The sequence below is a fragment of the Nocardiopsis sp. RV163 genome, from assembly GCF_001029525.1.
Classification (GTDB): domain Bacteria; phylum Actinomycetota; class Actinomycetes; order Streptosporangiales; family Streptosporangiaceae; genus Nocardiopsis; species Nocardiopsis dassonvillei.
Window position 1 is genome coordinate 1 of sequence record NZ_LEKI01000192.1, and the last position, 9,208, is coordinate 9,208.

A 9,208-nucleotide genomic window follows, 5' to 3' on the forward strand; every position below is an offset into this window, starting at 1 on the left:
CCCCCGCCGCTTTGGGGGCGCCCCTGGCCGGGGCGCCCCCTCGCGTGTGCGGCGGGGATCCTCCGGGGGGTTCCCCGCGTCGTAGTCTCGAAGCACACTTTCGCGGCGGCTTCCCCGGCCGCCGACCCGACCAACCGAGGGATTCCCTGCCGACATGTCCTCGCCCCACTGGAACCCCCAGGAACCCCCTCCCGGCGCGTATCCGCCCCCGAACGGGGGCTGGGGCCCCGGCGGCCCCGTGCCCGGCCGGGGCGCGCCCCCTCCGGGGGCCGGATGGGGCGTGCCGGTGCAGGGCGTGTTCCCGGGCCCGGTGCCGCCTCCGGCCCCGGCTCCGGCTCCGGAGATGGCCACGTTCGGCCGCCGTTTGGCCGCCCGCGCCATCGACTACGTCCTCGTGGTGATCGCCGCGTTCGCGTTCTTCGTCCTGATGGCCGTCGTGACGGTGATCCTGACCGGCAGCGACCAGACCACCGACGCCGAGGGCACCCTGTGGGCGCTGCTGTTCGTGTTCGGGTGGGGTCTGCTGCTGTTCTTCTACGACTGGCTGTACCTGGTCACCTGGGGGCGCACGCTCGGCAAGATGATGGTCGGGATCAAGGTGGTCGACGCCGCCGACGGCGGCAGGCTCGGCCAGGGGCAGGCGATGGGCCGCTCCGCGTTCTTCGGCTTCCCCCAGTCCCTGCCGGTCGTGGGCCACGTCTTCACGCTGGCCGAGTCCATGGCGGCACTCGGCGACGAGAGGCGGGCCCTGCACGACCGGGTCGCCGGGACCGTGGTCATCCGCACCTGAGCCGCCCCCGGCGGGTGCGCCGGAGGGTTGTCCACAGGCGGGAGCTCCCCCCTGTCGTCGCGGGCCCGCCGGGGCACGGGGAGTTTTCCGTGGAGGCTCTCGGGTCGGCGGGCGGCAGTCCGGGGCGTCTCCCGCGAGACGGTTCGCGCGGGTCGGCCCGGTCGGCTTTCCGAGCGGAACCGGCGCGGCGAGGGACGGCCCGGTGATCGCGGAAGCGCTGGAGCCGAAGGCTCTGCGTCGAGTGCGGTGGAGGGCGACGGGCGGGACCGGAATGTTCCGAGGAACACGTCCCGGCGCGGCGAAGGTTGGCCCCGCCCCGTCAGCCTCGTGCTGCCCGCATACCGTCGGCACCCCGCGCCTCACGGCTCCGCGCAGGCCGGGGCGTCCGCCCCGCCGTCTGCGAACACGGCCGGGACGTAGTCGCCCTCCCCGATCCGGTACCAGGCGCGACTCGTCCCGAACGTCCCCGCCATCGCGTCGCCGACGGCCTGGCAGGCCACGTCGACGTCGGCGCTGTGCGCGGCCAGGCCCACCGGCTCGTAGTCCAGCCCCGGTCCCCCGCGCACGACCACGGGGTGCCGCTGGTCGGCCGCGGTGATCCGCGCGCGCCTGCGGTACTCGCCGGTCCACAGGTAGTCGACCCGCACCCACCCGTTGGTCGGCAGCTCCAGCCCCTGCCGGAAAGCGCCGTCGGCCAGGTCGATGCCCGCCGGGTTGCGCACCCGCCGCCCGAACCCGTCGAGACCGCCGTTGTGCCCCAGTGTGTAGGCCGCCTGCGCCTGCGGGCGCCCTCGTGCCAGATCGGGCCAGGTCTCGCGTTCGGCGTTCCAGTGGTCGTCCCTGGTGTTCCAGGGCCCCACGTCCCACACCGGCAGATAGGCGCAGCGCGGCCGGTGGTTCCCGGTGCCGCCCCGCCCCTCGGGGCCCAGGGCGCCGGTGGTGCACACCCGCACCGTGTACTCGCCGCCGCCCCGGACCGCCAGGCCCCGGCGCGAGGGCAGGGCGGCGAAGTGGTCGTTCTCGCGGATCCGGTGACCGTTGGCGGTGGTGTTGCCGACCAGGCCGATACGGGTGGCGAAGAGGGTGGCCGAGAACGGTTCGGCGTGTTCGTCGTCGGCGCCGGGGCCCTCGACACCGCCGTCCTGGGGCGGCTCCCCGGTGCCACCCTCCTGGGGCGGCTCCCCGTCATCCTCCAGCGGGCGGATCCGCAGGCCCGTGAGGCCGGTCCCCTCCCCGCTGACCCGCACCCGCAGTTGCACGCGCGCGACCTCGTGCGGCAGCGTCACCCGCCCGGCCCCGACGGGGTGCCACTCGGTCCACACCCCGTCGGCCCGGCCGCCGCGCAGCTCGGTGTCCAACCCCCCGGGGTCGCCCTCCGTTCGCACCCGCACGTCCACGGTGTCGGCCGGGGCGTCCAGCGGCTGCGGCGGGAAGACCGCCAGGCCGCCGTGCCGGGGCTGCGGCTCCCACCGGGCCACGATCCCGGGCGCGTGGCCCGCGTCGCCGTCCAAGCGCAGCGCTCCGGACTCCAGGACCAGGCCGATCCGGTCGGCGGAGCCCGGTCCCTGGCGCAGCCAGCCCTCCTCCGCGAGCGCCGGCGCCGGGGGCAGGGGCGCGAGGAGTACGAGAGCGCCCAGGGACGCCAGGGTCTTCGCGGTGCTTCTGGCGCGCTCGCGCCTCGTGTGGGACATTCCCGTCCTGCCAAACACGTGGAGTTACCAAGATGGACACTCCCAGTAAGCAATTCCTCGCGAACGCACTCAAGCAGCACGTGTCGGGTGTCGGTCTCATAGCGGTAAAAGTCCGACTCGGGAACACGGTGGTGGGGCCTGTGCCGGCAACGGGCGCGGCCCGGCTCCCGGTGGCGGCGGGCACGGTCCCTGATTGCCCGCACCGGCCGCGCGGCCGGCGCGGGCAATCAGGCGTTCTAGGCGAAGGCCAGCAGGCAGGCGGTGAACCCGTGCACGTGGTTGACCCCGCCGACCGGGCCGATCTCGCCCGCGGCGAAGAACCCGGCGACGGCGTCGACGCCGAGGACGCGGTGGACGGCCAGGACGTCGTGGTCGGCCTGCGGGAAGAGGGAGGATCCGCGGCCGTTGCAGGAGAAGAGCAGACCGGCGCCGACGGGGTGCTCGGAGCCGAAGTCGCTGAGGCGGCGGGCCAGGTCCTCGTCCGCGGTACCGGCGTCGCGGACCTGGAAGCGGACGGTCTGGCCGACCTCGACCATGTCGCCGATGGTGAGGGCGCCGAGTTCGGGGTCGGCTCCGGCCAGGGTGCGGATGAGGAAGTCGCCCTGCTCGTGGCGGTCCACGTACTCGTCCATGGCGATGCCGATGTGCAGTCCGTGCTCGGCGAGTTCGCGGTCCTCCTCGGAGAGGGACTCGACCAGCTCCTCCAGCTTCTCGTAGGCGTTTGTGCCCGCGAGTTCGAGCAGGAGGTTGCCCTCGGCCTTGGTGACGGTCATGGGCGAGCCGATGGGGCGGCAGCCCTGGCTCACGACGGTGCCGAGGACGTTCTCGCCGCCGACGAGGACGCCGATGGCACCGTGCTCGGCCACCTCGCCGTCGCAGAAGAGCCGCACCGACTCCTCGCCGCGCATGCCGTCGGCCATGCCCCCGACGAGGGGCAGTCCGCCGAGGGCCTCGGTGGACTCGCGGACGAAGGCCTGGGTGGGGAACTCGTAGGGGTTGGTGAGCAGGATGGCCACGCTGTCGCGGGGGCCGGGCTCCTGCATGCCGATGACGGCCAGGTGGTCGTCCTCGACCACGGTGTCCAGCCGGAACGGGGTGATCTCCACGCCGGGCAGACCGGCGCACCACACGCTGACCGAGCCCTGGCCCTCGACGCTGCGGCCGCCGCCGATGACCCCGGTGGAACTGCATCCGAGGGTGGCCGCGTCGCCCGCCAGTTCCATGACGCGTTTGCCCGCGAGGGTGACCTCCTCGGGATCGGCGCCGCAGACGAAGAAGCACACCAGGTCGGTAGTGCCGTCCACCTGTTCCAGGGCGCTCAGTACGGCGCGCTCGGCCGCGTTCACGAGGTCCGCCCCCGTCGTCAGTGCATCGCCGAACCGTGCCACCAGTTGCCACCCCCGGTTTCGCCGGCCGTCGCGGCCGGGCGCAGGACTCCACCGTCACGTCCCATTCTTCCACCTCGGCGTCGAACAGGAGGTTTTCCGGTGAACGGACACGGACTCCGGCAGCGGTGCGGCGTGCGGGCAGCACGGTGCGGCCGGAGCCCCTGGGCCCCCTTGTATCCAGGAAACAGCACGCCAACCCCGGAAACCAGACCCCTGCGCCAGCCGCGCCGGGTCCACGTCGCCGACCGGCACGCCCACCGGCCGGTCACCGCCGAGGTGCGGGAGAACCTGCTGCGGCGGATGGGCTCGGGACGGCCCCGGTTCCCCGGGGTGCACGGGTTCGACAGCACCGTGCTGCCGCAGGTGGAGCGGGCCCTGCTGGCCGGACACGACATCGTCCTGCTGGGCGAGCGCGGCCAGGGCAAGACCCGGCTGATCCGCACCCTGGCGACCCTGCTGGACGAGTGGTCCCCGGCGGTGGCCGGGTGCCCGGTCAACGACCACCCCTACGCGCCGGTCTGCCCGGCCTGCGTGCGCCGTTCGGCGCGGGAGGGCGACGGCCTGCCGGTCGTGTGGCGGCACCGCTCGGAGCGCTACGGCGAGAAGCTGGGCACGCCCGACACCGGCGTGGGCGAGCTGGTCGGCGACGTGGACCCGGCGCGGCTGGCGCAGGGGCGATCCCTGGGTGATCCCGAGACCATCCACTACGGCCTGGTGCCGCGGGCCAACCGGGGCGTGTTCTGCGTCAACGAGCTGCCCGACCTGCCCGCGCGGGCCCAGGTGGCGCTGTTCAACGTGCTGGAGGAGCGCGACCTCCAGGTGCGCGGGTACAACCTGCGGCTGCCGCTGGACCTGCTGCTGGTGGCGAGCGCGAACCCGGAGGACTACACGAGCCGGGGGCGCATCGTCACCCCGCTCAAGGACCGCTTCGGCGCGCAGGTGCGCACCCACTACCCGCTGACCCTGGCCGACGAACTGGCGCTCGTCCGCCAGGAGGCGGCCCTGCCCGAGGGCACGACGGTGCCCTCGCACCTGCTGGAGGCCGTGGCGCGCTTCACACGGCTGGTGCGCGCCTCCAAGAAGGTGGACTCCCGATCCGGGGTGTCGGTGCGCTTCTCGGTGTCCGCGGCCGAGACGGTGGCGGCGTCGGCGCTGCGCCGGGCGGCCCTGAGCGGCGAGGAGGTCCCGGTGGCCAGGGTGTGCGACCTGCCCGGCGCGGTGGAGCCGCTGCTCGGCAAGGTCGAGTTCGAGATGGGCTGCGAGGGCCGCGAGGCGGAGATCCTGCACGCGCTGCTGCGCCGGGCGGTGGCGGAGGCGTTCCGCGAACGCCTGGGGACGGCGGACCTGTCCGGGCTCTCCGACCGGTTCTCGGGCGGCGGCACGGTGGAGACCGGCGACCTGGTGGGCGCCGCCGAGCTGCTGCGGCGGGTGGGCGCGGTGCCGGGGCTCGCGGCGATGATCGGGCGCGCGGCCCCCGAGGACGAGAACGGGCCGCCGACCCCGGGGCTGGCCGCCGCGGTGGTGGAGTTCGCGCTGGAGGGCCTGTACCTGGAGCGCCGCCTGTCCAAGGACGTACTTCCCGACGGAGGGGTCTACCGCTTCTAGGCGGTTTCCAGGCATTGCTCTCCGGAGGCGTCCACGCGCCGGGGCCCGCTCGGGCGGCCGTCCGGTGGTCGGCTCGCCCGGCCAGGAGTGCCGGTTCCCGGATCCGGGAAGGTACGGGGACGTGCGCGAAGGCGAGAGGGAGGCGGACGCCTGTGAGGTTCCGGTACCGGGCGTACATGGGCGGCCCCGACCCCCTGGCCGATCCCGACCCCCCGCCGGAGGAGGCCGTGGCTGCGGCGCGCGAGCTGATGGCGCTGGTCGCCCCGGCCCTGGAGACGGGCTCCGCACCCGGCTCCGAGGGTCCGGAAGCGGGTTCCGCGACCGGTCCGGAGGCCCTGGCCGAGGAGGACCGGCGGGCGCTGTCCGCCCTGGACGAGGCCCTGTCCCGGTACGCAGACGGTGACCGCTCGGCGCTCGGCGAGGTGGACACCACCGCCCTGGGGCGCCTGCTGGACCGGGTGCTGGGCCGGGAGACCGGGGAGGCTCTGGCCCGCCTGGACGGGGCCGACCACGGCCTGAGCCCGCGCGAGCTGCGCCGCCTGGGCGAGGTCGCGCTGCGCGAGGCCGAGACCTACCGGCGCGGGCGCGGCGGCCTCGGCGGAGCGCACCGGGGCGGTACCGCGCCCGGCGGGGAGCCCACGGGCCCCTCCCTGCCGAGCGACGAGGACGGCGACCGGCCGCTGGACGCGGTCGCGACCGTGCGCGAGGCGGCCCTGCGCCGGGCCCGCCCCGAAGAGCGCGGCGTGGCGCTGCGGGCCGAGGACGTGCGGGTGGCCGGGGCGGAGCCGTCGGAGGCCGCGGCCGTGTCCCTGCTGGTGGACCTGTCCCACTCGATGGTGACCCGGTCGCTGCACGAGGCCGCCACCCGGACAGCGCTGGCCCTGCACACCCTGGTGTCCACGCGCCGCCCGCAGGACCGGCTGCACCTGGTCGGCTTCGGTGAGCGGGCACGGGAGCTGTCCCCCGCCTCACTGGTCGCGCACGACTGGCGCCGCGTCCCCGGGACGAACCTGCACCACGCGCTGCGGCTGGCCCGCGCCCACCTGCGGCGCCACGGCGGCCTGCGCCCGCAGGTGCTGGTGGTCACCGACGGTGAGCCCACCGCGCACCTGGGCGAGGACGGTGACGCCCGGTTCTCCTGGCCACCGGCCCCCCGCACGGTGGAGCTGACCTTCGCCGAACTGGACGCCGTCCTGCGCGGGGGCGCCGAGGTGACCTTCTTCCTGCTGGCGGACGACCCGCGGCTGCGCGCCTTCCAGGACCTGCTGGAGCGGCGGCGCGGGGTGCGGGTGGTGCACGCCGGAGCCGAGGCGCTGGGGCCGCTGGTGGTGGACCGCTACCTGGGTCACCGCGACGCACGGCGGCCCGGCTAGGGCGTGTGGATAGGATCAGTGCTCCAACACGAACGAGACGGAGTACGCATGCCTTCCCCCCGCTCCCTCGCGGCCCTCCTCCCCGTCGCGGCCGTCGTCGTCCTCAGCTCGTGCGCGGAACCCGGCCAGCCGGTGGAAGAGGCCGAGCCGTCCGCGACCGCGTCACCGGAGGCCGCGCCGGTGGCCATCGCGCCGGTGTGCTTCGGCCAGGTCGGGCTCGTCCTGGGCCTCACCGGCTCGCGCCCGCAGGTTCCCTCCTCGGAGGATGTCCAGGACATGGTCGACAACGTGCGGAGTTTCGCGGAGGAGGTCGAGGACGACGGCTCCCGGGAGGCCGCGACCGCGTTTGCCGACGAGCTGGAGCAGTGGGTCGACGATCCCGAGGAGCTCGCCGGGGACCCCAGCCGGTCACTGGTCCTGCTCAACGCGAGCCAGGACCTGGACGACCACTGCACGGAACTCCTGGGCGAGCCGGAGGACGCCTCGGACGACGAAGGCTGAACCGTCCGCCGGGCAGGGGACTCCACCCCGGCGGGGCCAGCGCTCGAAGATGCTGACGTCCGAGGCCAGGACCAGCAGCTCTTCGGGGGCACCGCCGCCGGAGTAGAGCAGCTTGCGCCGGTTGGCGGGCATGATCGTCTCGGTGAACCGCAGCGGGCGCATGCCCTCGTAGACCACCCGTTCCTGCACCGGCAGCGGGATGCCCGGCCCCGGCCCGAAGGAGTCCGCCCCGTCCTGGGAGGGCGTCCGGGGCGCCGACGATGTCCCAGTTCCACTCCTCGCGGTACCCCAGCGTCCGCAGGACGGCGGTGACCCCCGCCCACGAGAGCTCTGAACCCTCCCCTGCCCCGGTCCCGGGGGGCCGAGGCTGCCCGGGGCCGCCCGCGCGGACCTTCGCGAGCCGGTCCGCTCGGCGCCCCTCCTAGCCCTCCAGGGCCTGGAGCAGGTCCGCCACCAGGTCGTCGGCGGCCTCGATGCCCACTGAGATCCGCACCAGGTCGGCCGGGACCTCCAGCGGGGAGCCCGCGGTGGACGCGTGCGTCATCCGCCCCGGGTGCTCGATCAGGGATTCCACTCCGCCCAGGGACTCGCCCAGGGTGAAGACCTCGGTGCGCTCGCACAGGGCGAGCGCCGCCTTCTCACCCTCACGCAGCGCGAAGGAGACCATGCCGCCGAAGGCCCTCATCTGCCGTTCGGCGGTCTTGTGCCCCGGGTGGGCGTCCAGCCCGGGGTAGAACACCCGGCGCACCGCGGGGTGTCCCTCCAGGGTCGCCACGACCTTCTCGGCGTTGGCGCTGTGCCGGTCCATGCGCACGCCCAGGGTCTTGATCCCGCGCAGGGTCAGCCAGGAGTCGAACGGCCCCGGGACCGCGCCCATGGTGTTCTGGTGGAAGGCCAGCCGCTCGCCCAGTCCGGCGTCGGAGACCACCAGCGCTCCCCCGACCACGTCGGAGTGCCCGCCCAGGTACTTGGTGGTGGAGTGCACGACCACGTCCGCGCCCAGGGTCAGCGGCTGCTGGAGGTAGGACGAGGCGAAGGTGTTGTCGACCACGTGGAGGGCGCCGGCGTCGTGCGCGATCTGCGCGACGGCCTCGATGTCGGTGATGTTGAGCAGGGGGTTGGTGGGCGTCTCGGTCCACACCACCCTGGTGTTGGGCCGCACGGCCGCGCGCACGGCCTCGGGGTCGGACTGGTCGACCGCGTCCCACTGCACACCCCAGCGCTCGACCACCTTGGAGACCAGACGGAAGGTGCCGCCGTAGGCGTCGCCGGGGATGATCAGGTGGTCACCGGGCGAGAGAACCGTGCGCAGCAGGGTGTCCTCGGCGGCCATGCCGGAGGCGAAGGCCAGGCCGCGCACGCCCGACTCCAGGGCGGCCAGGCACTCCTCCAGGGCGGCGCGCGTGGGGTTGCCGGTGCGCGAGTACTCGTAGCCCTGGCGCAGACCGCCCACGCCGTCCTGGGCGTAGGTGCTCGTCTGGTAGATCGGCACCACCACGGACCCGGTCCCGGCGTCCGGCTCCTGCCCCGCGTGGATGGCCAGCGTTTCAAACCCGTCGAACTTCATGGGGCCACCTTAGTGCCCGCTGACCTCACCGATCGCGTTTTCCACAGGCCGGTTCCGGTGGGCGCGGGCGCGCCTGGGAGCCGTCCACAGGCGCGGACCGGGGCTGGCGCCGGAGGCCCTCCCCGCGGTTTCCTGGATGACGGGGGGTCCCCGGGGACCCCCGGCACCGTGCTGCCCGCGTAGCGGCCCTAGACGGGCGGGAACCGGGTGGAGGACCCGGGCCGGGGCGGCTCGGCGGACACCTCCGGCGGCAGCCCCGGTCCGCGCCTGTGGACGGCTCCCAGGCGCGCCCG

7 protein-coding genes and 1 pseudogene are annotated in these 9,208 nt (G+C 74.6%); 4 read left to right on the top strand and 4 right to left on the bottom strand.

The annotated features are described in order from the left end of the window. Positions 1–343: 343 nt before the first annotated feature. Complete coding sequence (locus ABD54_RS23460; protein ID WP_235432169.1) at positions 344–790, top strand: RDD family protein; 447 nt, start codon at positions 344–346, stop codon at positions 788–790. Positions 791–1,149: 359 nt separating this feature from the next. Here ABD54_RS23460 and ABD54_RS23465 read toward each other — a convergent pair whose 3' ends face one another. Together ABD54_RS23465 and ABD54_RS23470 are read right to left on the bottom strand one after the other, a co-directional pair. Then, on the bottom strand, positions 1,150–2,481 hold the full coding sequence (locus ABD54_RS23465) for a hypothetical protein (protein ID WP_047871706.1): 1,332 nt from the start codon (positions 2,479–2,481) through the stop codon (positions 1,150–1,152). Positions 2,482–2,717: 236 nt separating this feature from the next. Continuing rightward, positions 2,718–3,869 (bottom strand): FIST N-terminal domain-containing protein, encoded by a 1,152-nt coding sequence (locus ABD54_RS23470; protein WP_047871707.1) that lies wholly within the window; start codon positions 3,867–3,869, stop codon positions 2,718–2,720. A 213-nt stretch (positions 3,870–4,082) separates the two neighbouring features. On the opposite strand from ABD54_RS23470, the gene ABD54_RS23475 reads away from it, so the two are divergent. The 3 genes from ABD54_RS23475 to ABD54_RS23485 all read left to right on the top strand — a co-directional run bounded on the left by ABD54_RS23475 (position 4,083) and on the right by ABD54_RS23485 (position 7,348). Then, positions 4,083–5,474, top strand: coding sequence for a sigma 54-interacting transcriptional regulator (locus tag ABD54_RS23475; protein WP_047871711.1), 1,392 nt, complete (start codon positions 4,083–4,085; stop codon positions 5,472–5,474). Positions 5,475–5,626: 152 nt separating this feature from the next. After that, on the top strand, positions 5,627–6,847 hold the full coding sequence (locus ABD54_RS23480) for a VWA domain-containing protein (protein WP_047871708.1): 1,221 nt from the start codon (positions 5,627–5,629) through the stop codon (positions 6,845–6,847). 48 nt (positions 6,848–6,895) lie between these two features. Beyond that, positions 6,896–7,348 (top strand): hypothetical protein, encoded by a 453-nt coding sequence (locus ABD54_RS23485; protein WP_047871709.1) that lies wholly within the window; start codon positions 6,896–6,898, stop codon positions 7,346–7,348. 39 nt (positions 7,349–7,387) lie between these two features. Here the strand turns inward: ABD54_RS23485 and ABD54_RS27575 are convergent. Continuing rightward, positions 7,388–7,664, bottom strand: a pseudogene (locus ABD54_RS27575) (GntR family transcriptional regulator); the annotation flags it as partial. Positions 7,665–7,769: 105 nt separating this feature from the next. Then, the gene (locus ABD54_RS23490) at positions 7,770–8,915 is read right to left on the bottom strand and encodes a cystathionine gamma-synthase (RefSeq protein WP_047871710.1); all 1,146 of its coding nucleotides are present in this window, start codon (positions 8,913–8,915) and stop codon (positions 7,770–7,772) included. Positions 8,916–9,208 lie beyond the last annotated feature (293 nt).